This is a genomic window from Phyllobacterium sp. 22229, from assembly GCF_052056495.1.
In the GTDB taxonomy this organism is placed as follows: domain Bacteria; phylum Pseudomonadota; class Alphaproteobacteria; order Rhizobiales; family Rhizobiaceae; genus Phyllobacterium; species Phyllobacterium myrsinacearum.
In genome coordinates this window covers 265,783-286,419 of the sequence record NZ_JBQEPA010000005.1, presented here as the reverse complement: position 1 = coordinate 286,419, position 20,637 = coordinate 265,783, and the positions used below count along the sequence as shown (strand labels likewise).

The following is a 20,637-nucleotide window of genomic DNA, read 5'->3' as shown; positions in this document are numbered from 1 at the left end:
AACCTATGGTTTTGTTGTGAGATTAACATCGAAACCTGTTTGCGACTCTAATCATGAAACGGGTCGGTAACAAGTATTGTGTCGTCCCGTTCCGGGCTGGTCGAAAGCAGCGCAATCGGCGCACCGATCAGCTCTTCCAGGTAGCGGGCATATTTTACCGCCTGCGCCGGCAGTTCACTCCAGCTGCGCGCACCGGCCGTTGTCTCTTTCCAGCCTTCCAGCGTCACGTAGATCGGCTTGACGCGCGCCTGCGCGCCCTGGCTGGCCGGAAGGTAATCGATGATCTCGCCATCGAGTTCATAGCTGGTGCAGACCTTGATCTCGTCGAGGCCGTCGAGCACGTCGAGCTTGGTCAGCGCGATACCGCTGATGCCGTTATTGGCAACGGCCTGGCGCACCAATACCGCATCGAACCAGCCGCACCGGCGCTTGCGCCCGGTAACAACACCGAATTCATGGCCGCGCTGGCCAAGAAACTCGCCGATTTCGTTCTGCTGTTCGGTCGGGAACGGGCCTTCGCCAACACGGGTCGTATAGGCCTTGGTAATGCCGAGGACGTAATGCAGTGAGCCAGGCCCGATACCGGAACCGGCGGATGCCTGACCGGCCACGGTGTTCGACGAGGTCACGAACGGATAGGTGCCATGGTCGATGTCGAGCAGGGTGCCCTGCGCGCCTTCGAACAGGATGCGCTCGCCGGCCCGCTTCTTCTGGTCGAGGACATACCAGACGCGGTCCATGAACGGGATAATGTGCGGCGCAGCCTCAAGCAGCTCGGCCAACAGCTTCGCGCCATCGACTTCCTCGATGCCAAGACCGCGGCGCAGCGGATTGTGATGCGCAAGCAGCCGCTCGATCTTCGCCGGAAGCGTGTCGGGATCGGCGAGATCAAGCACGTGAATGGCACGGCGGCCGACCTTGTCTTCATAGGCCGGGCCGATGCCGCGGCCGGTCGTGCCGATCTTGGTGCCGGAATTGGAAGCCTCGCGGCGGCGGTCAAGCTCGCCATGGATCGACAGGATCAGCGTCGTGTTCTCGGCGATCTTCAGTGTTTCAGGCGTGATGACAACGCCCTGCGCCTCAAGCTTTTTCTTCTCGGCAATGAATGCATGCGGATCGAAGACAACACCGTTGCCGATGATCGAGAGCTTGCCCTTGCGCACCACGCCCGATGGCAACAGCGACAGCTTGTAGGTGACACCATCGACAACCAGCGTATGGCCGGCATTGTGCCCGCCCTGGAAGCGGACAATGATATCGGCCCGTTCGGAAAGCCAATCGACAATCTTGCCCTTGCCCTCGTCACCCCACTGGGAGCCGATCACCACAACATTTGCCATTCAAAACTCCTCGAGTCATAACCTCGTCATGCATTTTTTGCTAAATGCGGTGCTTCTATACAGGCTGGTTCATAAAAGCGCGACAATTCTTTCGGCTGAAGCGTGGCCAATTTGCCATTATTAAACGAATAAACCTATTGTTCTGGCGACACCGCAACACTTCCCCCGCCAAAGTATAAGCAGCCCGCCATGAATCGCACCGCATACATCTTTCTGCTCGTGACCGCCCTCCTGTGGGGCGGCAATGCCGTGGCAGGCAAGCTCGCGGTCGGCCATATCTCGCCAATGCTGTTGACCATGCTGCGCTGGCTTATCGCCTTCGCGGTCGTCGCCGCATTCAGCGGCAGCCAGGTCAGGCGGGACTGGAAAGTGCTGCGCGCGCATCTGCCGCTGCTCGCCGCCCTGGGCGGGTTCGGCTTCACCTTCTTCAACATGGCCCTCTACAGCGCCTTGAACTATACCTCGGCCATCAACGTCACCATCGAACAGGCAGGCATGCCCATGGTGATCTTCGTTGCCAACCTGCTGCTGTTCGGCATGGCCGTGCGCCCCGGCCAGATCTTCGGCTTCAGCCTGTCGCTCGTCGGCGTGGCCTTGACCGCCGGACATGGCAGCTTTCTCAAGCTGGCGGAACTCGAGGTCAATCAGGGTGATGCACTGATGCTGCTCGCCGTGCTGTTCTACAGCGGCTATACCGTCGCATTGCGGCTCCGCCCGGCCATTCACTGGCAAAGCCTGATGACGGTCATGACCTTCTTTGCCTTTGTCACCGCCATCCCGTTCACGATCTGGGAATGGCTGGACGGCGCACTGGTTGCGCCCGATGTCACTGGCGTGATGGTCGTGCTTTACACCGCGCTGTTGCCGTCGCTTGCCGCGCAGGTGCTGTTCATCAAGGGGGTCGAATATATCGGCGCCAATCGCGCCGGTCTGTTCATCAATGCCGTGCCCATCTTCGGCACCTTGCTGGCCGTGATGTTGCTGGGCGAGGCATTTCACCTCTACCATGCCGTCGCGCTGGTGCTGGTTCTCGGCGGCATTGGCATTGCTGAAATCAGCGGGCGCAAGCACGCGGCCGCCTGATCAGGCAAGCCTGCGCAGCATGAAACAGGCATCGTCCGAATAGGATTTGAGTTTTGTGTCGAGTTCGGGCCGGTGCTCCACCGCAAAGCCCTGTTTCTGCCAGAAGCCGGCGGAATTGTTGACCGAGACCAGCGACATGGTTTCGAGCCCCTCGGCCCGGGCCTGATCGGCAAGGATCGACACAATGCGCGGCGCCGCGCCGCTGCCGCGCGATGCGGGCATCAGCGCGATATCGTGCAGATAATAGGTCGTCGGATGATCCGGCAGGCGTTCGAGCAGGCTGTTCAAGGCCGGTGTGGCAAAAAGCTGCCACGGATGCGTGATCGCATAGCCAAAAAGTTCACCGCCCGGCCCCTCGAGGACAAAGCAGCCTTTGCCATAAAGGCGCATACGTTCCAGATAGATCGCATCATCCTCGAAAAAGTCCGTGTGGATGACAGCGGCCATGGCGATGACGGAAGCGAGGTCCCCCGCTTCCATCCGGCGCCAGTTCAGTGTGTGCGTAGGGGATGTCGACATACGCCATCCCTACAATCAGCCGATGTCAAATTCCAGCGGTTTGGCTGAAACAATTGCCTTGTTCACCCGCAGTTCTTCCAGAACATGATCCGGAATCCGCTCATCGAGATAGAGCATGGCAATGGCGTTGCCGCCGGGATTGTCACGGCCCAGCGAGAAGTTGGCGATGTTGACGCCGTTCTTGCCGCAGATGGTGCCGAGCATGCCGATCATGCCTGGTGTGTCGTTGTTGGTCGTGTACAGCATGTGCTGGCCCACTTCGGCGTCGAGATTGATGCCCTTGATCTGGATGAAGCGCGGCTTGCCGTCGGAAAAACAGGTGCCGGCAATCGAGCGGGTCAAGGACGCGGATTTGACCGTCAGCTTGATATAGCCATCGAACACGCCCGACTTGTCGCGCCGCACTTCGGAGAGAATAATGCCCCGCTCCTTCACCATGACCGGTGCCGATACCATGTTCACATCCGCCACCTGCGGGCGGATCAGCCCGGCGAGGGCCGCGCTGACCAGCGCCCGGGTGTTCATCCCGGCGGTGGAGCCGTCAAACAGCACTTCCACTTCCTGGATCGGTTCATCGGTGACCTGGCCGACGAAGGCGCCCAGCACTTCCGCCAGCTTGACGAACGGTTTCAGGCGCGGCGCTTCCTCCGCCGTGATCGACGGCATGTTGATCGCGTTGGAAACCGCCCCCTTGATCAGGTAGTCCGCCATCTGCTCGGCAACCTGCAGCGCAACATTTTCCTGCGCTTCGCTTGTCGACGCGCCAAGATGCGGCGTGCAGACGACGTTCGGCAGGTGGAAAAGTTCGTTCTCCGTCGCAGGTTCCACCTCGAACACGTCGATGCCGGCACCGGCAACCTTGCCCGCTTTCAGGGCGGCAACGAGATCCTTCTCGACGATCAGGCCGCCGCGGGCGCAATTGATGATGCGCACGCCGTCCTTCATCTTGGCGATGGTTTCCGCATTGATGATGCCGCGGGTCTTGTCGGTCATTGGCGTGTGCAGGCTGATGAAATCGGCCCGTGCCAGCAGCTCGTCAAGCTCGACCTTCTCGACACCAAGCTCCTCGGCCCGGCCTTCCGACAGGAACGGATCGAAGGCGATGACATGCATCTTGAGGCCGACGCCGCGCGTGGCGACAATCGAACCGATATTGCCGCAGCCGATCACGCCCAGCGTCTTGCCGGTGATTTCCACACCCATGAAGCGGTTCTTTTCCCATTTGCCGGCGCGGGTCGAAGCATCGGCTTCCGGCAGTTCGCGGGCAACCGCGAACATCAGCCCGATGGCATGTTCGGCCGTGGTGATCGAATTGCCGAACGGCGTGTTCATCACGATGATACCCCGGCGGGACGCAGCAGGGATATCGACATTGTCGACGCCGATGCCGGCGCGGCCGATGACCTTCAGATTGGTCGCTGCGGCAATAAGCTTTTCCGTGACCTTGGTGGCCGAGCGGATGGCAAGACCATCATACTGGGCGATCACTTCGAGCAGTTTGTCCTTGTCCTTGCCGAGATCAGGCAGGTAGTCGACCTCCACGCCGCGATCCTTGAAGATCTGAACGGCGGTCGGGGAGAGTTTATCGGATACGAGTACGCGCGGTGCCATCGTGGCCTCCATCGTTGAATCGGTGAAATTTTGAATGGGGGTGACCGCAGCGGATGCGGTCACATCAAGCCGGAAAAGTCAGGCAGCCTGTTTCAGCGCGGCCTTTTGCGACTGGAACGCCCAGTCGAGCCACAGCGTCAGCGCTTCAAGATCGGCGGTTTCAACCGTCGCTCCGGCCCAGATGCGCAGGCCCGAAGGCGCATCGCGATAGGCGCCGATGTCATAGGCGACGCCTTCCTTCTCCAGAACCGCAACAAGGTTCTTGGCGAAAGTGGCCTGAGCGTCCTTGTCGAGCGCCGTGATCTCGGGATCGACGATGGTCAGACACACGGATGTGTTGGACCGGGTGGCCGGAACCTTTGCCAGGTTGGCAATCCACGGCGTGCGCTCGACGAACGCATCCAGTGCGGCAAAGTTGCGGTCGGCGCGGCCGGCAAGTCCATCCAGACCGCCGAGCGACTTTGCCCAGTTCAACGCATCGAGATAATCCTCGACGCAGAGCATCGACGGGGTGTTGATGGTTTCACCGGCAAAGATGCCTTCGATCAGCTTGCCGCCGGAGGTCAGGCGGAAAATCTTCGGCAGCGGCCAGGCGGGCTTGTAGTTTTCCAGCCGTTCAACCGCACGCGGGCTGAGGATCAGCATGCCATGGGCACCCTCGCCGCCAAGCACTTTCTGCCAGGAGAAGGTGACGACATCGAGCTTGTCGAAGTCGAGACGCTGGGCAAACGCCGCCGAGGTGGCGTCGCAGATGGTCAGACCCTTGCGTCCAGCCGGAATGAAATCGCCATTGGGCACGCGCACGCCCGAGGTCGTGCCGTTCCAGGTGAAGACGACGTCGCGGTCAAAATCGACCTTGGCAAGGTCGGGCAGTTCGCCGTAACCGGCCTCGATGGTCCTGGCATCGCCAAGTTTCAGCTGCTTGATCACGTCGGTGATCCAGCCCGCGCCAAAGCTTTCCCAGGCAACCATATCAACACCGCGCTCGCCGAGCAGCGACCACAGGGCCATCTCGACAGCGCCGGTATCAGACGCCGGAACAATGCCGATGCGGTAATCGGCGGGAACTTGCAGGATGTCGCGGGTCAGATCGATTGCCTGTTTGAGCTTCGTCTTGCCGACCTTGGCGCGATGCGAGCGGCCAAGCGGTGCGTCGTAAAGCGCTTGAAGCGACCATCCGGGACGTTTTGCACAGGGACCTGATGAAAAATTCGGGTTAGCCGGGCGCTGCGCCGGCTTTACAAGCGTCGTCATGTTTTCTCCTATCCTCACAGATAGCACGCCTCTCGTTGGGGAAAGGTGGCCCACTCCGGGAACTAGGAGAAATGTCGTTCACAGTCAAGAAATATGTTTGCGTGCGACATTAATTCCGCCGAAGCCGACGGATTGAAACACAAACGAAAACGGCAGGAGCAATGCTCCTGCCGTCCGAAAAACCAAGTCGTTTCAATCAGAAAGCGTAGCGTACGCCGACCTTGAAATCATGCGAGGTGATGTCCTTGAATTTGAACGGCTGGTTGCGTGTCGAGCCGTTCAGATTGTAGGCCGGGCCTGTTTCTGCATCGCCGAGGTCAACATAGCTGTACCCCAGATCGATGGTCATGCGGTCTGTCGCCTTGATGCCGACACCGGCATGCAATGCCCAGGCAAAGTTCCATTTCGAGGCCTCACCCGCATAGCCGCCGCCAGCATTGAGGATATTGTCATCCCGGAAATTGGAGATCGTGTTGCGCGATGCACCGATACCGGCACCGACATAGGGGGTGATGCCGCTGAATGTGCCGAGATCCGCATAGGCGTTGGCCAGGAACAGCCATTCGGATTTCTTGGCATGATAGTCGTTCGTTCCGTACTGACCCAGCGACGGATTCGAATAATAGTCCAGCGCGCTGAAATCGGTTTTGCCGCGATACTGGCCGGTCACGTCGGCGCGCAGCCAATCATTGAACTGGTAGCCGACACCGATCTGGCCGGTGATCCCTGAAGAGAAATCGCCATCGTCCAGAAAGCCGTGTTGCTGCGCATTGGCAAAATCGAAATAATCGAGCTTGCCGAGGCGCTGGTTGCTCATGCCGATATCGCCGCGCAGATACCATCCGCCGAACTGCTGCACCTCGACTACAGGTGCTTCCACAAGATCCGCAGCGTGAGCCGGTATTGCCCCCAGGCACAGTAGAGCTGCACTAGCTGCAGCATATTTGTTGAGAATGCCCATTCCATATCCCTCGTCAGGCCCAAAAATCGAAACGCAGCGAATGCTACTAAGGTTCTAGAGGGCAATATGGAGGGAAAAAGTTAAATCCCGCTTAACCGTGTTTATTCACCATGATCATTAACGTTAACAAATCCCCAACAGCCGGGCGGATGTGAAAATGGGCCCGCAAGGGGCCCATTCAGATCGTTCCGGCTGGCGGCAATCAGGCCGCCGATTTGACCGACGAGATCACCGAAATGATGTCGTTGACGACGGTATCAACCAACTGGCTGTCGTCCCCTTCCGCCATGACGCGGATCAGGGGTTCCGTTCCCGACGGACGGATAACCAGACGGCCGGATTTGCCGAGACGGTCGCGGGCATCGTCGATGGCCGTCTTGACCTTCTTGTCCTCGAGCGGCTTGCCGCCCGCCGTGCGGATGTTCTTGAGCACCTGGGGTACCGGCTCGAACTTGCGGCAGACCTCGCTCACCGGTTTCCCCTCCTCCTGGACGACGGCCAGGATCTGCAGCGCAGAAACAAGCCCGTCACCAGTGGTCGAGAAATCGGAAATGACGATATGGCCGGACTGCTCGCCGCCAATATTGAAGCCGTGATTGCGCATGTGTTCCACCACGTAGCGGTCACCGACATTGGTGCGGGCCAGGGTCAGGCCGCGATCGCCGAGAAAACGTTCAAAGCCGAGATTGGACATGACGGTTGCGACAACGCCGCCGCCGATAAGCCGGTGGGATTCCTGCCAGGACTGCGCAATCACCGCCATCAGCTGATCACCATCAATGATCGAGCCCTTTTCATCGACGATGAGCACACGGTCCGCATCGCCATCCAGCGCAATGCCGATATCCGCCCGTACCTCGTGCACCTTCTTGATCAGGCTCAACGGATGCGTCGAGCCGCAATCCTCGTTGATGTTGGTGCCGTTCGGCTTGTCATTGATCGTCACGACGTCGGCGCCAAGCTCCCACAGGGCAGCGGGCGCGACCTTGTAGGCTGCGCCATTGGCGCAATCCACCACGATCCTCAAACCGGAGAGCGAGATGTTCTTCGGCATCGTCCGCTTGGCGAACTCGATGTAGCGATAGATATCGCCATCGACGCGCTTGGCCCGGCCGAGTGCCTCAAAACTCGACAGCCGCCCCGACAGGTCCTCGTCCATGAGCCTTTCGATCTCAAGCTCGATCTCGTCGGAGAGCTTGAAACCATCCGGGCCGAAAAGCTTGATGCCGTTGTCGTGGTAGGGATTGTGCGAGGCGGAAATCATCACGCCGATATCGGCACGCAGCGAGCGGCATAGCATGGCGACTGCGGGCGTCGGTATCGGTCCGAGCAGAAAAACATCCATGCCGGTGGAGGTGAAACCGGCGACCAGCGCGTTCTCGATCATGTAGCCGGAAAGACGGGTATCCTTGCCGATCACCACCCGGTTGCGATGATTGCCGCGCTTGAAAGCGAGGCCGACGGCCATGCCGACCTTCATGGCGATATCCGGTGTCATGGGGTAGGCATTCGCCTGTCCGCGGATACCATCGGTGCCGAAATATTTTCGAGCCATATTGTCTATCCAAATTGTGCGGCCAACTCTTGTCCGGCGGCACCGGAGTTCAGCCTGTTTTGCTTGTGCCTGATCTTCCTGCTTATTGCAGAAGACCTTTCCTTGCGCATTTCACAAATTATGTGGCGATTATACTATCATTCAATCCATGAACAATCCGTGCAAAAACGGCCGGTGAATACCGGCCGTTGCTTGTTGGCGGGTGCCGCAATCAGGACTGCGGCTGGGGTTCGAGCCCCTTGTCCGGCTCATCGCCCTTGCGCGGCTTCTTGGCCGAACCGGCTTTCGGAACGGCCGAACCGCGCGACGGCGGCGTATCATCGCCGAGATCGCGGGCGGGCTTGTCACCAGCCATGAGAGCCTTGATCTCTTCGCCGGTCAGCGTCTCGTATTCGAGCAGACCTTCGGCAATGGCGATCCATTCCTTCTTCTTCTTCGTCAGAATGGTGCGCGCCTGCGTATAGGCATCGTCGATCAGCTTGCGCACTTCCGCATCGATCAGCTGCGCTGTTTCCTCGGACACATTCTGCGTCCGGGCAACGGAGTGGCCGAGGAACACTTCCTCCTGGTTTTCGCCATAGGCGACCTGGCCGAGCTTGTCGGAGAAGCCCCAGCGGGTCACCATCGCCCGGGCAAGCTTGGTGGCCTGCTCGATATCCGACGATGCGCCCGAGGTGATGTTCTCCTTGCCGAATTTCAGTTCTTCGGCAATACGGCCGCCCATCATGATCGCCAGACGCGAGATCATCCACTTGTAGCTCATGGAATAGCGGTCGGCTTCCGGCAGCTGCATGACCATGCCAAGCGCGCGGCCGCGCGGAATGATCGTCGCTTTGTGCAGCGGATCGGCCATCGCCACGTTCAGCGCCACGATGGCGTGACCGGCTTCGTGATAGGCTGTCAGTTCCTTTTCCGCCTGGGTCATGGCTGTCGAGCGGCGCTCGGCACCCATCATGATCTTGTCCTTGGCGTCTTCGAATTCGAGCATGGTGACGAGGCGCTTGTTGCGGCGCGCGGCCATCAGAGCGGCTTCGTTGACCAGGTTCATCAGATCGGCACCGGAGAAACCGGGTGTGCCGCGGGCCAGAATCTTCAGATCGACATTGGGGGCGAGCGGAACATTGCGGGCATGAACCTTCAGAATCTTTTCGCGGCCGGTAACATCCGGGTTGGGCACGACGACCTGACGGTCGAAACGGCCCGGACGCAGCAGCGCAGGATCGAGAACATCGGGACGGTTGGTCGCGGCAATCAGGATGACGCCTTCATTGGCCTCGAAACCATCCATCTCGACCAGCAGCTGGTTGAGCGTCTGCTCGCGTTCGTCATTGCCGCCGCCCAGACCAGCGCCGCGATGACGGCCGACCGCATCGATTTCGTCGATGAAGATGATGCAGGGCGCATTCTTCTTCGCCTGTTCGAACATGTCACGCACACGCGATGCGCCGACACCGACGAACATTTCCACGAAGTCCGAACCGGAGATGGTGAAGAACGGCACATTGGCTTCGCCGGCGATGGCGCGCGCCAGAAGCGTCTTACCGGTGCCGGGAGGGCCGACGAGCAGCACGCCGCGCGGAATGCGTCCGCCAAGCCGCTGGAATTTCTGCGCATCGCGCAGGAACTCGACGATTTCCTCCAGATCTTCCTTGGCTTCGTCAACGCCCGCCACGTCCTGGAACGTCACGCGGCCGTGCGCCTCGGTGAGAAGCTTGGCCTTCGACTTGCCGAAACCCATGGCGCCCCGCGAGCCGCCCTGCATCTGGCGCATGAAGAAAATCCACACGCCGACGATCAGGATCATCGGCAGCCAGTTGATCAGCATGCCGACAAACGACGTCGAGCCATCGGTCTCGGGCCGGGCAGCAATCTGGACATTCTTGCTCTCGAGGCGGCCGACAAGGCCGGCGTCCCCAGGCGAATAGGTCTGGAATGTCGCATTGTTGTCGGCATAGGTGCCGGTGATGCGGTTGCCGGCAATGGTGACGGTTTTCACGCGGCCATTATTCACATCGTTGATAAACGTCGAATAAGGCACATCACTGGATGCCGAACGCTGGGAAGGGCTTTGAAAAAGGTTGAACAACGCGATCAGCAGCAAAGCGATAATCGCCCACAGTGCGAAGTTCCGGTAGTTAGGATTCATTATCGGGTCCCATCAATCACAACCGCAAGGACGCGGAATTTACACGTAACATAGGTTCGAAGCGTGGCCTTGCCAAGGCTGGCAATCAAACTGAGATCAATTCTTATCAATCTGGTTTACAGAAAATCGCTTGTAATCCTGCAAACCAAACAATTTTGCCACGCTGGCGGCAAGTATTTCATCATAGCCTGAAAGGATATGATCGAACAGGGCGGCGTGCCTCGTCACTGCAACCCCCGCAGGCACATTCGCGTGATGCACCGCCGCCGGAACGGCAGCAATCCGGCCCTCGACCAGGAGAGCGGGGCTGGATCTGACCGAAGCCCGGTGGATTCCATCCCCGCAGCCGCCTGCCTGCAGGAATGCCACCCCGTCATCGCCCGCAGCCCTGATCCGCAGCGGCGCCTGCGCGCCATTCGACACGCGGTAGCGCCCGTCCCAGACAATGCCGGTTCCAGGCGCCACCGCGGCATCGGGAATCGAACGCATTTCACGGTATATGGTTACGCCTGTCTTAACCCGCTGGATGATGCAGCGGCCAAGGCTCATGCGCCGGGGGCCGTCCGTGGCGGTGAGATGCCGCACGGCCGTGCCGCACTCCTGCATGGACGGCAGGAACGGCAACCCGCCCATGACGGCGAGCAGAACCCCCATGGCAAGACGCTGGCCATCATCACCGGAGGAACTGAAACCTGCGGCATTCAACTCGGCCCTGATGCCGTCCGTCACCACGACATGATCCAGCAAGAGTGAAGCCGCCTCGCTGTTGACGGCAAGCCGCTGCGCGCCTTTGCGGGCAATACGCGCCGGAATATCGCCACTGCCCTGTTCCTGCAGCGCCGTCCTCACCTGCACCCGTTCGGATTGCGGATTGGCATTGGAGGGATCGTCGCGCCAGGCGATCCCCCGCATGCGCAGATAGGCGCGCAATTCCTCGCGCCGGATGCCAAGCAGCGGCCTGACCAGCCATATCTCCCGCTCAAGCAGGGTAACCGGGGCCATAGCGGCAAGGCCGCGTTCCCCGCCGCGCGCGGCGCGCATCACGAAGGTCTCGTTCTGATCGTCCAGCGTATGCCCGGTCAGGATCACGTCGGTTTCCGCTTCTCCGGCGGCGTCGCGAAGCAGCCGGTAGCGGGCCTCACGCGCCTTGGCGGACAGCCCGGTGGCGGGCTTGGCTCCGGTCCAGTTGACAATGCGGTGGCCAAGGCCCGCCGCCTTGCAGAGGCCGGCGACATACAAGGCTTCCTCCGCTGATTCCGCCCGCAACCCATGGTCGATGGTGACGGCAACAATATGCGGGAAAACCGCCCGGCTTTTGCGCAGATCGTCGAGCAGGAAAAGCAGCGCGAGAGAATCGCTGCCGCCGGAAACGGCGACGACGACCGCCGTCAGCCGGCCAAAATCGATTCCAGCGAAAATCTCGTCCGGATCGAGGCGATGGTCAGCATTTGTTGGCGGCACGTTCATTCTTCACGCGCTCTTTGAGCGCGACCGAGAGATTGGGATAGCGTGAGCTCACCGTTGCAAAGGTGGCGCAGGCAACGTCATGGTCCTTCATCTTCGCCAGCGTCATGCCAAGCTTGAGCAGATTTTCCGGGCTTTTCTTGGAATCGGGAAACTGCTTGTGATTGTCGATGAAGACCGATGCGGCTTCCTGATAGCGTTCCTGGCCGTACAGCGATTCACCGAGCCAGTAGCGCGCATCGGGATCGGAGGGGTCTTTCGGGAACCGCTCGATATGGCTGCGGAAGGCAGCTTCGGCATTGCGGTAATCGCCGGACAGGAACAATTGATAGGCCTGCCGGTACAGCGCATTGGGATCATCCGTCTGCGGCAGAGAAGCAAGGCTGGGATTGGCGGCCGGAGCCGGACTGTCGTTCTTGGTTTCACCGATTACGTTGCCATTGGCATCGAACTCAATCTGCCCGAGCGCGCGCGGCGGTTCGCCGACCTGCGGAGACTGCGGAGCGTTGGGCTGAGGGTCAATAGCAGCGGAATCGGTGCTGTCGGATGGGGATGTCTGCGACGGCGCCGCAGGGTAAGCGGAGGCATCTGGCGATGCCTCCCCCGTTGTCCGAGAAGGCGCGGCACCGGCGACCGTCCGGTCGCCCCTGCCGCCGGCATCGGTTTTCTTGCCGCCGCCCTTCTTTTCCAGTTCCTGAAAACGGAACTCATTGTCTTCCTGAACCTTGCGCATCTGCTCCTGCATTTGCAGCAACTGGAAATTAAGGTCTTCGATCTTGCCTGTCAGCTGCCTGATCTGCTCTTCCAGCTGGCTGACACGCGGATCGCCTGCCTGAGCCATAAGGATCGGCGCGTCACTTTTCCCGACATTTGCCTTCGGCGCAGCCGGAAAAAAGCTGCCATCAAGGTTCGAGGCATGGCTGGCGCCGGTTGCCAGAAAAGGCAGCACCGCCACAGCCATAACCAATCTTTTCAGTCGTTTGTTCATTCCTTTACCGCCCCTGATATGGGAATTTAACCACCGCAACGATTTACGGCGAACCTATCTAACACGAGCAACGCGACTTCGGCCAAATTTTGTTGTGATCAGGGGTGAGACAAAAAAAGCGGCCCGAAGGCCGCTTTTCTGCAATCAGATCATTGCGGTATGGCTTAGCTGCCAGCGCCGCCGAGAACCGTAACGGCACGGCGATTCTGCGACCAGCAGGAGTCGGCATCGCAAACGGCAACCGGACGTTCGTTACCATAGGAGACCGTCTTGATGCGGGCAGCCGGCAGGCCGCGCGAGGCAAGGAAGTTGCGCGCTGCAGCGGCGCGGCGCTGGCCGAGAGCCAGATTGTATTCGCGTGTGCCGCGTTCGTCCGCATGGCCTTCAACGGTGATGGTGTAGTTGGGGTAGCGCTGCAGCCACTGGGCCTGCTTGGAGAGCGTCTGCTGGGCATCCGCACGGATGACGGAGGAGTCGACATCGAAGAAAATGCGATCGCCAACATTGACCGTGAAGTCCTGGGTCGAACCCGGACGGGCGCTGCCGGCACCGTTCAGGCCGAGATCACCGGCACTGTTGATGGGTTTCTTGGCACAGCCCGCAATGGCAAGAGCCATGAAAAGGGCGACGACAACTGGACTGCGGGCGATCATTTCGAAGCGGCGCATAGCCTGGACTCCTTAAGAATTGAATTGTTTCGGTGAACAAGCAGTAACCATATCGAGGTTAAGGCCGGTTCAAGAAACAGGGTTAATCCACTCTTAACACCAGGATTAACAGCGAAATCAGTGAATGTCTTGCATCCTTAATGCAAACAATGCGGCGGAAAAACGACATTCGCGGCAATGTTGAGATAACATCGCCGCGAATGGTCTTAAATCATCGATTGATCAGGCTGCGGTCACTCAAGCAGCGGTGACCATGCCGGATCGGATGCCAGATTGGGTGTCTGGATCTGGCGCAGGTTGCGGCCCGTCAGATCGATCGTGAACAAATGCGGGCTGTTCGATCCGGGAGGGAAGCGGTAGAACATCAGGACACGGCCGTTCGGAGCCCAGGTCGGGCCTTCATCATGGTAACCGCTGGTCAGGATACGTTCACCCGAGCCGTCCGTCTTCATGACGCCGATGGAGAACTGTCCGCCCGACTGTTTGGTAAAGGCGATGAGATCGCCGCGCGGCGACCAGACCGGGGTGGAATAGGAACCGTCGCCGAACGAGATGCGCTGCGGGTTCGAACCATCCGCGCCCATCTTGTAGATCTGCGGCCGGCCGCCACGGTCGGATCCGAACACAACCTGCGCATTATCGGGCGAGTAGGATGCACCGGTATCGATGGCGCTGGTGCTGGTCAGGCGGGTTGTCGTGCGGCTGCGCACATCCATGGCGTAGATATTGGCGCTGCCATCGTCCTGCAGAAGGCTCATGGCCACTTTCTGCCCGTCGGAGGAAAAGCGCGGCGCAATCGTCATGCCGGGGAAATTGCCGACGAGTTCACGCTGTCCGGTCTCCAGTTGCAGGAGATAGACCTGCGGCTTGGCGCCTTCGAACGACATATAGGTGATTTCCTGGCGGCTCGGCGAAAAGCGCGGTGTCAGCACCAGGTCCTTGCCATTGGTCAGATAGCGCACATTGGCACCGTCCTGATCCATGATGGCCAGACGCTTGACGCGCTTTTCCCGCGTGCCGGATTCATCGACGAACACGACGCGCGTGTCGAAGTAGCCCTTTTCACCCGTCAGGCGCTGATAAATGGCGTCGGCAATGATATGGGCGACGCGGCGCCAGCTGTCGGGAGAGGTGAAGAACTGCTGCCCGTCAAGCTGCTGGCCGGCGAATGTATCCCACAGGCGGAATTCCGCCTTGAGCCTGCCATCCGGCTGCTTGGTGACACGGCCGGTGACAAGTGCCTGCGCATTGATGACTTTCCAGTCCTCGAAACGCGGAGCGGCATCGGGATTGGAAATCTTTTCGATGAACGCGCCCTTGTCGATCGGAGCGAAAAGGCCGGACCGTTCCAGATCGGCAGCAATGACGCCCGAAATATTGGCACCGAGCTGATCGCCGGACAGGAAATCCGTGATCGCGATAGGCATAGGCTCGACATTGCCCTTGCTGAAATCAAGTTTCAAGTCCGCGCGTGCGGACACGGTAGTTATTGCTGCGATCGCTATAATCACAGCAAAAGCTGAAAAAACTGTCCGGATCATTTTATTCATCAGTTCGGGGCCCTTTTGTTGCTGGCCAATTGCTTTTCTCAATCTTCTGCGCCTGGATGGAACGTGTAGTCATTTCTTGCCCAGTCTTGGTATTTATCCTGAGGCAAATTGAAGGGAAGCGATTTTAGTACGGCCCGACGAGCGCCCTCAATTGCGGTTCTCAGAAGAGTCGGATCACCACCACTTCCAGAGACTTCGGGCGCACCATCGATACTGCCATCTTGGTTGAGGCGAAACTTAACCCTAACGATCATGTCGGGATAATCTTGTGCGCCTACCGGTTTGTTCCAGTTTCCTTGTATTAGGGCACGTATCTGTTCAATCTCGCTATTGCTCAATTTTGAACCACCGGTTGCTTTGTTAGCCCCCAATGATGCCTGATCCGTTGAACGCTTTGCACCGCCGCCGGAGGCCTTTTCACGGTTGAGCAAATCTGCAACCTGATCGGCAATTCCGTTCTTCTCCTTCGAGGGAGTCGGAGCGGTCTTCGTTGGCTTTGGCGTTTCCTTGGTTTCCTTGCGCTCCGGCGTCGTCGCAGTCTGCGCCTGCGCCGGCTTGGGCTTGTCCTCGGGCTTCGCCACGTTCTGCGGAAGCTTGAAAGCTTCCTCGGCCGGCTTTTCCGCCTGCGGCGTTGGCTCGACCTTCGGCGCATCGGGTGTCGGCGCCGGTTTGGAATCATTGATCGCGGCGGTAATCGGATCCGGCGTGACGTCCTGCTTCGGCTTTGCCTCGGGCGCCACTTCCGTCGCCGGAACCGGAACCGGCTTCGTTTCCGGCTTTACCTCCGGCTTCGGATCCGGCTTGGCAACAGGCACGTCCGAAGGTTTCGGAGCCTCCGCCGACTCTACCACTTTCGGTTTGGTCGAGGGGATAGGCTTGGACTCGACATCATTTTCACTGTCCCCGATATTTTGAGCATCGGGTTTTGTCTGCGGCTTTTCTGTCGGCTTTGGAGCGGATTTCTCAGCTTTCGGAGCCTTAACGTCACCCTTCTGCAGTTGTGTCGTGTCAGAGATAAGCTCAACGGGCAACGATTCGGAATTGGCCAATTCCATCGGAGTTGGCGCAGAAAAGGTCAACAGCCCCCAGCCGAGGATAACGGCGTGGATAATGGCGGAGGATGTAACGCTCGCCCTCATGACTTATCAGCTGCCTTCCGGAAGGCTGACAAGACCGATATTTTTGAATCCGGAACCGGAAATGCGCGCCATGACCTTCATGATCGTGCCGTAGTCGGCAGCCTTGTCGCCTTTGACGAAAATGCGCTCTTCATAGCCGGTCTTGGCGATCGCCTGGAGTTTCGGGACGATTTCCTCGATCGGGATTTCGGTTTCCTGCAGGAAGACCTGGCCCTTCTGGTTGATCGTCACATAGATCGGGTTGGTTTCGCTGTTCAGCGCCTTGGCCTGGGTTTCCGGCATGTCGATGGGCACGCCCACCGTCATCATCGGTGCCGTCACCATGAAAATGATCAGGAGCACGAGCATGACGTCGACCAGCGGCGTCACGTTGATTTCACTCATCAACGCCTTGCTGGCACGGCCGCGCCGGCCGCGTCCCCCTGAACCCTTGTTACCAACAGACATGCCCATGGCATTCAATCCCGCACTTGTAAAATCAGTTGCTTAAGAACGCGGCGCCAGCTTCTCATCGATTTGCCGCGAGAGTATGGCGGAGAACTCGTCCGCAAAGCCTTCCATGCGTGCCGTCAGTTTGCCCGCATCGCTTGACAGTTTGTTGTAGGCGATAACCGCCGGGATGGCGGCAACGAGGCCAATGGCCGTCGCCAGCAGCGCTTCGGCGATACCGGGCGCGACAACCGCAAGGCTGGTGGACTTCGAACCGGCAATGCCCATGAACGATGTCATGATGCCGATGACCGTGCCGAACAGGCCGATGAACGGGCCAGCCGAACCGATGGTCGCCAGAAAGCCGAGGCGGGCGGCGAGAATATCACTTTCGCGTGAAAGGGCGACATCCATCGCCTTGTCGATACGCATCTGCAGGGCGATGGGGGAACGGGCGCCCTTTTCGAAGGACTTTTTCCATTCGCGCATGGCGGCGATGAAAATCGAGCCCATGCCGGTCGTACGCTTTTCGCCCAGATTGCGGTAAAGCTCTTCCAGCGACTGGCCGGACCAGAAAACCTGCTCGAAACGGTCAAAGGCGCGCTTGGCGCGGCCGTAGCCGAGAACCTTGTCGATGATGATCGCCCAGGTCCAGATGGAAGCACCCAGAAGGCCGATCATGACCAGCTTGACGATGAATCCGGCCTGCCAGAACAATCCCCAGAGGGAGACGTCCGATGTCTGAACAGCAACCGCTAAATTTTCCATATCCACTACCCTCGAATCCGAAAACCCGGTATTTCAACCGGGCTGCAATCGTCTCTCATACCCGTGCTTGGTCCACCGAAGTATAAATGGTCCGGCAATACGACCACGCGCCACTTTATTTCTTTGGAACCCGGCCGAACGCCTGACCGGCATCCATCGTCGCTCACTAAATTTCGAAAGCCACGTTCTGAGACCGGACTTTTTCCAGTATTCATACCGCGGCTTCTCACGGTTAATTTTGGTAAAACGAAGGCGTTAACGCAAAACGCCCCGTTTCATGGCCTTATTCATGGTTTGTTATGGTTAAGGATCCGTTATGATTCAGCGCCTGTGCATCATTTAGAGCGGTTTGCGGCCATATTGGATTAGGATTCCGGCTGAAACAGCTTGATCCATTCCGCCGGGAACCGGCGCGGCCGTCCGGCGCTGTTGATCAGCGCCGCTTCGACAGTGGCTGAAATCAGGAGATCATCGCCCCGCCTGATGGTCTGGGCCATCTTGACCCGCGCACCGGAGATTTCCGCCGTGCGGGTTTCGATGGTCAGCACGTCGTCGATGCGGGCAGCCCCCCGGAAATCGATTTCCATGCGCCGCACCACCCAGACAATGCTTTCGCCATGCTTGCCGTCGGCAAGTTCCGAGTGGTGAACCCCCAGCAGGCGCAGATAATCGGTGCGGCCCCGCTCGAGAAATTCCAGATAGCGCCCGTGATAGACAATGCCGGAGAAATCCGTATCGGCATAATACACCCGCGCCAGAAGACGGTGGCCGAAGGCAGTGAGTTCACCGGCAAGGCCGCCAGCAGGCGGCAGGGAAGGATTGTTTTCGCTCATGATCCCTCCTTTTGCCGGTACAGCCTGTGTTTTGTCCAGTGTGATGACGAGCAAAACCTGCGCTAATCCTCGTCTTCCTGGAACAGGCTGATCTGCTGGATGATGTCGGCCGGTGCGTTGAGACCCAGATGTTTCCAGGCATTGGCGGTCAAAACGCGTCCGCGCGGCGTGCGCTGGATAAAGCCCTGCTGGATCAGGTAGGGTTCGATAATATCCTCGATCGCATCGCGCGGTTCGGAAAGCCCGGCAGCGATGGTTTCGATACCAACGGGGCCGCCGCCGAAATTGTGCGCGATCATCGAGAGGTAGCGCCGGTCGAGCTGGTCGAGCCCCAGCGCATCGACCTCAAGACGCAAGAGCGCGGAATCCGCCGTCTGGCGGTCGATGGAATCCTTGCCGTCGACAATGGCAAAGTCGCGCACCCGGCGCAGAAGCCGCCCGGCAATGCGCGGTGTGCCGCGGGCGCGCCGTGCCACCTCAAGCGCGCCATCATCGGTCATGCCTATGCCCATGATGCGCGCACCGCGCCGGACGATATGCTCAAGCTCCTCGACCGTATAGAAATTGAGCCGGACGGGAATACCGAAACGGTCCCGCAGCGGCGTTGTCAGAAGCCCGAGGCGCGTCGTCGCCGCCACCAGCGTGAACTTGGCCAGATCGATCTTGACCGAGCGCGCCGCCGGCCCCTCGCCGATGATCAGGTCGAGCTGATAGTCTTCCATGGCCGGATAGAGGATTTCCTCCACCGCCGGATTGAGACGATGGATTTCGTCGATGAAAAGAACGTCGTTTTCTTCCAGATTGGTCAACAGCGCAGCCAGATCGCCCGCCTTGGCAATCACCGGCCCCGACGTCGAGCGGAAATTGACGCCGAGTTCCTTGGCCATGATCTGCGCCAGCGTCGTCTTGCCGAGGCCGGGCGGCCCGACAAAGAGCACATGGTCCAGCGCCTCGCCGCGTGACTTGGCGGCTTCGATGAAGACCTTCAGATTGGCGCGCGCCGCCGCCTGCCCGACGAAATCGTTCAGCGTCTGCGGGCGCAGCGACGTGTCGGCGTCTTCGCCGCGTTTGTCGGGGGTTATCAATCGGCTGACATCACTCATGCGGATGTCCTCGCACAGTGTGCGGCATCAGGCAACCGGATCACCGGGAAAGCTCCTTCAGGCCGAGCCGGATCAGCTTGGCGGAATCGGCCTCCTCGCCCGCATCGCGCAGCGCAGCGGCAATGGCATTGGCCGCCTGGTCACGCGAATAGCCGAGATTGGTCAGCGCCGACACGGCATCGGCCACCGGTGCCGGGGCGACGCCCTCGCCCAGTTCCTGCTTGAGGCCGATGCTGCCCATCGCCTCGCCGGCAAAGGCGGGCGCCTTGTTCTTCAGTTCAATGACGATGCGCTCGGCCACCTTCTTCCCGACGCCCGGCGCCCGGCTGACCATGGCGATATCACGCAGCGCAATCGCATTGGCGAGATCAGAGGGCGACAGGGTTCCCAGAACGCTCAGCGCGACTTTGGCACCGATGCCCTGCACGCTCTGCAGCAGGCGGAACCATTCGCGTTCCAGCGCCGTGCCGAAGCCGAACAGGCGGATCAGGTCTTCCCGCACATAGGTTTCGATGAGCAGCACCGCGGCTTCCCCCGGCCCCGGCATGTTCGACAGCGTCCGCGCCGAGCAATAGGCGACGTAGCCGACACCGTGCACATCGAGGATCACGTGATCCTCGGCGATTTCATCGACAGTACCCTTGAGTTTTCCGATCATAGCTGTGCCGCCAGTTTCCGTTCGATGGCAATGCGGCCGATGGCGCTTTGCCGGTGATGCGCGTGACAGATGGCAACTGCCAGCGCATCCGCCGCATCATCCGTATCGAACGTTGCCTTGGGCATCAGCACTTTCACCATCATGTGAATCTGTTTCTTTTCCCCGTGCCCGACGCCGATCACCGCTTTCTTGACCGCATTGGGCGCATATTCGGCAACGGGCAATCCCGCCAGCGCGGGAACAAGCAGGGCGATACCGCGCGCCTGGCCGAGTTTCAGCGTCGCCGTGGCATCCTTGTTGACGAAGGTGTGTTCAACCGCTGCCTCGTGCGGCATCTGGCCATGAATGATTCCGGCAAGGCCGTCATGCAGCTGGCAAAGGCGCGAGGCGAGATCAAGCTTGGCGTCGGAAAGGATCGTACCCGAAGCGACAAAGCGCAGCGAATTGCCGAGCGTTTCAATGATGCCCCAGCCCGTGCGGCGCAGGCCGGGATCAATGCCAATGATGCGAATCGCTTCTTTCATGTCGGGACCTTATCGAGCTGTCAGGGAACTTGACAGCAGAAAGG

General features: G+C 59.6%; 19 protein-coding genes. 1 reads left to right on the top strand and 18 read right to left on the bottom strand.

From position 1 onward, the window contains the following. Nucleotides 1-47 precede the first annotated feature (47 nt). Nucleotides 48-1,340, bottom strand: a complete 1,293-nt coding sequence (locus ACTJJ7_RS08620) for an adenylosuccinate synthase (RefSeq protein ID WP_105734461.1) — start codon at nucleotides 1,338-1,340, stop codon at nucleotides 48-50. 189 nt (nucleotides 1,341-1,529) lie between these two features. Here ACTJJ7_RS08620 and ACTJJ7_RS08615 point away from each other — a divergent pair, with 189 nt between their 5' ends. Next, nucleotides 1,530-2,423, top strand: a complete 894-nt coding sequence (locus ACTJJ7_RS08615) for a DMT family transporter (protein ID WP_440966560.1) — start codon at nucleotides 1,530-1,532, stop codon at nucleotides 2,421-2,423. Here ACTJJ7_RS08615 and ACTJJ7_RS08610 read toward each other — a convergent pair whose 3' ends face one another. The 17 genes from ACTJJ7_RS08610 to ruvC form a co-directional block, all read right to left on the bottom strand. Beyond that, a complete protein-coding gene (locus tag ACTJJ7_RS08610) occupies nucleotides 2,424-2,942 on the bottom strand; it encodes an N-acetyltransferase family protein (protein ID WP_440966558.1) in 519 nt (172 codons plus the stop codon). A gap of 15 nt (nucleotides 2,943-2,957) precedes the next feature. Continuing rightward, nucleotides 2,958-4,553 carry a phosphoglycerate dehydrogenase gene (gene serA, locus ACTJJ7_RS08605; RefSeq protein ID WP_105734644.1) on the bottom strand — a complete coding sequence of 532 codons (1,596 nt, stop codon included), beginning with the start codon at nucleotides 4,551-4,553 and terminating at the stop codon, nucleotides 2,958-2,960. 78 nt (nucleotides 4,554-4,631) lie between these two features. Beyond that, entirely contained in the window at nucleotides 4,632-5,807 is a 1,176-nt protein-coding gene (locus ACTJJ7_RS08600; protein WP_440966557.1) for a phosphoserine transaminase, read from the bottom strand. 196 nt (nucleotides 5,808-6,003) lie between these two features. Further along, complete coding sequence (locus ACTJJ7_RS08595) at nucleotides 6,004-6,768, bottom strand: outer membrane protein (protein ID WP_105734457.1); 765 nt, start codon at nucleotides 6,766-6,768, stop codon at nucleotides 6,004-6,006. 202 nt (nucleotides 6,769-6,970) lie between these two features. After that, nucleotides 6,971-8,323, bottom strand: a complete 1,353-nt coding sequence (gene glmM, locus ACTJJ7_RS08590; protein ID WP_105734456.1) for a phosphoglucosamine mutase — start codon at nucleotides 8,321-8,323, stop codon at nucleotides 6,971-6,973. A 211-nt stretch (nucleotides 8,324-8,534) separates the two neighbouring features. Continuing rightward, a complete protein-coding gene (gene ftsH / locus ACTJJ7_RS08585; RefSeq protein ID WP_105734455.1) occupies nucleotides 8,535-10,469 on the bottom strand; it encodes an ATP-dependent zinc metalloprotease FtsH in 1,935 nt (644 codons plus the stop codon). Between the two features lie 96 nt (nucleotides 10,470-10,565). Further along, nucleotides 10,566-11,930, bottom strand: a complete 1,365-nt coding sequence (tilS, locus tag ACTJJ7_RS08580) for a tRNA lysidine(34) synthetase TilS (protein ID WP_440966554.1) — start codon at nucleotides 11,928-11,930, stop codon at nucleotides 10,566-10,568. Beyond that, complete coding sequence (gene ybgF, locus ACTJJ7_RS08575) at nucleotides 11,911-12,921, bottom strand: tol-pal system protein YbgF (protein ID WP_105734453.1); 1,011 nt, start codon at nucleotides 12,919-12,921, stop codon at nucleotides 11,911-11,913. The genes tilS and ybgF overlap by 20 nt, the downstream gene beginning before the upstream one ends. A gap of 164 nt (nucleotides 12,922-13,085) precedes the next feature. Then, entirely contained in the window at nucleotides 13,086-13,589 is a 504-nt protein-coding gene (pal, locus tag ACTJJ7_RS08570; RefSeq protein WP_105734452.1) for a peptidoglycan-associated lipoprotein Pal, read from the bottom strand. Between the two features lie 233 nt (nucleotides 13,590-13,822). After that, entirely contained in the window at nucleotides 13,823-15,139 is a 1,317-nt protein-coding gene (gene tolB / locus ACTJJ7_RS08565; protein ID WP_130270978.1) for a Tol-Pal system beta propeller repeat protein TolB, read from the bottom strand. Between the two features lie 38 nt (nucleotides 15,140-15,177). Then, a complete protein-coding gene (locus tag ACTJJ7_RS08560; protein WP_130270980.1) occupies nucleotides 15,178-16,278 on the bottom strand; it encodes a cell envelope integrity protein TolA in 1,101 nt (366 codons plus the stop codon). A gap of 6 nt (nucleotides 16,279-16,284) precedes the next feature. Then, nucleotides 16,285-16,731 carry a protein TolR gene (gene tolR, locus ACTJJ7_RS08555; protein ID WP_105734449.1) on the bottom strand — a complete coding sequence of 149 codons (447 nt, stop codon included), beginning with the start codon at nucleotides 16,729-16,731 and terminating at the stop codon, nucleotides 16,285-16,287. 33 nt (nucleotides 16,732-16,764) lie between these two features. Next, a complete protein-coding gene (tolQ, locus tag ACTJJ7_RS08550; RefSeq protein ID WP_105734448.1) occupies nucleotides 16,765-17,475 on the bottom strand; it encodes a protein TolQ in 711 nt (236 codons plus the stop codon). A gap of 365 nt (nucleotides 17,476-17,840) precedes the next feature. Further along, nucleotides 17,841-18,308 (bottom strand): tol-pal system-associated acyl-CoA thioesterase, encoded by a 468-nt coding sequence (gene ybgC / locus ACTJJ7_RS08545; RefSeq protein WP_440966550.1) that lies wholly within the window; start codon nucleotides 18,306-18,308, stop codon nucleotides 17,841-17,843. A 62-nt stretch (nucleotides 18,309-18,370) separates the two neighbouring features. Next, the gene (ruvB, locus tag ACTJJ7_RS08540) at nucleotides 18,371-19,411 is read right to left on the bottom strand and encodes a Holliday junction branch migration DNA helicase RuvB (RefSeq protein ID WP_105734447.1); all 1,041 of its coding nucleotides are present in this window, start codon (nucleotides 19,409-19,411) and stop codon (nucleotides 18,371-18,373) included. A gap of 40 nt (nucleotides 19,412-19,451) precedes the next feature. Continuing rightward, nucleotides 19,452-20,069 (bottom strand): Holliday junction branch migration protein RuvA, encoded by a 618-nt coding sequence (gene ruvA, locus ACTJJ7_RS08535; RefSeq protein WP_440966547.1) that lies wholly within the window; start codon nucleotides 20,067-20,069, stop codon nucleotides 19,452-19,454. Continuing rightward, nucleotides 20,066-20,593, bottom strand: a complete 528-nt coding sequence (gene ruvC / locus ACTJJ7_RS08530) for a crossover junction endodeoxyribonuclease RuvC (RefSeq protein WP_105734445.1) — start codon at nucleotides 20,591-20,593, stop codon at nucleotides 20,066-20,068. The genes ruvA and ruvC overlap by 4 nt, the downstream gene beginning before the upstream one ends. Nucleotides 20,594-20,637: the final 44 nt, after the last annotated feature.

What these genes read in the sequence shown, in the direction of transcription:
- ACTJJ7_RS08620 (WP_105734461.1), bottom strand. Translation starts at nt 1,340, where the DNA reads ATGGCAAATGTTGTGGTGATCGGCTCCCAGTGGGGTGACGAGGGCAAG.
- ACTJJ7_RS08615 (WP_440966560.1), top strand. Translation starts at nt 1,530, where the DNA reads ATGAATCGCACCGCATACATCTTTCTGCTCGTGACCGCCCTCCTGTGG.
- ACTJJ7_RS08610 (WP_440966558.1), bottom strand. Translation starts at nt 2,942, where the DNA reads ATGTCGACATCCCCTACGCACACACTGAACTGGCGCCGGATGGAAGCG.
- serA (WP_105734644.1), bottom strand. Translation starts at nt 4,553, where the DNA reads ATGGCACCGCGCGTACTCGTATCCGATAAACTCTCCCCGACCGCCGTT.
- ACTJJ7_RS08600 (WP_440966557.1), bottom strand. Translation starts at nt 5,807, where the DNA reads ATGACGACGCTTGTAAAGCCGGCGCAGCGCCCGGCTAACCCGAATTTT.
- ACTJJ7_RS08595 (WP_105734457.1), bottom strand. Translation starts at nt 6,768, where the DNA reads ATGGGCATTCTCAACAAATATGCTGCAGCTAGTGCAGCTCTACTGTGC.
- glmM (WP_105734456.1), bottom strand. Translation starts at nt 8,323, where the DNA reads ATGGCTCGAAAATATTTCGGCACCGATGGTATCCGCGGACAGGCGAAT.
- ftsH (WP_105734455.1), bottom strand. Translation starts at nt 10,469, where the DNA reads ATGAATCCTAACTACCGGAACTTCGCACTGTGGGCGATTATCGCTTTG.
- ybgF (WP_105734453.1), bottom strand. Translation starts at nt 12,921, where the DNA reads ATGAACAAACGACTGAAAAGATTGGTTATGGCTGTGGCGGTGCTGCCT.
- pal (WP_105734452.1), bottom strand. Translation starts at nt 13,589, where the DNA reads ATGCGCCGCTTCGAAATGATCGCCCGCAGTCCAGTTGTCGTCGCCCTT.
- tolB (WP_130270978.1), bottom strand. Translation starts at nt 15,139, where the DNA reads ATGAATAAAATGATCCGGACAGTTTTTTCAGCTTTTGCTGTGATTATA.
- ACTJJ7_RS08560 (WP_130270980.1), bottom strand. Translation starts at nt 16,278, where the DNA reads ATGAGGGCGAGCGTTACATCCTCCGCCATTATCCACGCCGTTATCCTC.
- tolR (WP_105734449.1), bottom strand. Translation starts at nt 16,731, where the DNA reads ATGGGCATGTCTGTTGGTAACAAGGGTTCAGGGGGACGCGGCCGGCGC.
- tolQ (WP_105734448.1), bottom strand. Translation starts at nt 17,475, where the DNA reads ATGGAAAATTTAGCGGTTGCTGTTCAGACATCGGACGTCTCCCTCTGG.
- ybgC (WP_440966550.1), bottom strand. Translation starts at nt 18,308, where the DNA reads ATGAGCGAAAACAATCCTTCCCTGCCGCCTGCTGGCGGCCTTGCCGGT.
- ruvB (WP_105734447.1), bottom strand. Translation starts at nt 19,411, where the DNA reads ATGAGTGATGTCAGCCGATTGATAACCCCCGACAAACGCGGCGAAGAC.
- ruvA (WP_440966547.1), bottom strand. Translation starts at nt 20,069, where the DNA reads ATGATCGGAAAACTCAAGGGTACTGTCGATGAAATCGCCGAGGATCAC.
- ruvC (WP_105734445.1), bottom strand. Translation starts at nt 20,593, where the DNA reads ATGAAAGAAGCGATTCGCATCATTGGCATTGATCCCGGCCTGCGCCGC.